Raw genomic sequence first — 1,082 nt, forward strand, 5'->3', positions numbered from 1 at the left:
GCTTTAGCTGGAGTGAGGAGAGTGATGATATAGTGTGTGAGGGCATCTCCATGTAGTCCTACTTCGTTATAATCTATATTTGATAGATTCTGTGAGTTTGATTGATTGGGAGTAGAATCTGTATTGCTATTACTCTTGCTCAATAAGGCTAGAGAATCTGTATTTGTATTATTAGATATATCTAATTCCCTACATTCACAATACCTATAAACATACTGAAATCTTCCTACACCATACTCTTTATATTCATATTCTTTGTATGCTTTATCATAGACTTTAGGGATTTTCTTAGGGATAATGAGTATAAGAGATAAGAGATTGGTATCTAGCTGTAAATCTATCTCTTTACACTCATAGTCTTTAGGATAATCCTTAAGGAGTAAAGAGAGTAAAGAAGTAGTAGAATCTGTAGTATTGTTGTTTGTATTGTTTGTGTGAGTATTATTGTTGTTTGTATTATTGTGAGTAGTAGCATTATGTGTAGATTGTGAGCTAGATGCTCTCTTATCTAGCTTTATATTAGAATCTAAGTCTTTAGCATCTTTATGTATATCAATACTTATACTTTTTAGTGTCTCATCATCAGTGCTAGATTCTATCATCTCACCATTAAGCTTTAATCTATATATAGGCAGATTATCTTTTTGAAGTGTATTTATTTTATAATACAATCTTATACTTGGCTTAGTAAGTCTTATCATAGAAGCTAACACTTCTTTACTTATCTCTTTAGTATTGCTAGGATTAGGAGCATTTATCTTAAAAGTATTATTCTTAGGCTTACAAGTGATAGGAAATCCTTTATCAGTAAATACCCCACTAACACATAAATCTTGCATTATAGGATAATCATCATTATATTTCTTATAAGCTCTAGCACTAGGGAGGATTACAGAAACAAGAGAACAAGGAGTAGGAACACCTGCTATATTATTACTGCAACCTACAATGCTAGAGTTAATTAAATCAGATTCTAAAATCATAGGAATATCTTTAGATGTAAAGCTTTTGCCTTTATTACTCTTTAGCTTTACTCTACCATTATGAGGACATTTAAGCTCATTATCTTCTAATATAGGACA

The 1,082-nt window shown here is 31.0% G+C and carries 1 pseudogene; it reads right to left on the reverse strand.

Annotated features, from left to right (window positions below):
* Positions 1–1,082: pseudogene (locus CQA53_RS12825) on the reverse strand (hypothetical protein); the annotation flags it as partial.

This window comes from Helicobacter didelphidarum (assembly GCF_003364195.1).
GTDB lineage: Bacteria > Campylobacterota > Campylobacteria > Campylobacterales > Helicobacteraceae > Helicobacter_A > Helicobacter_A didelphidarum.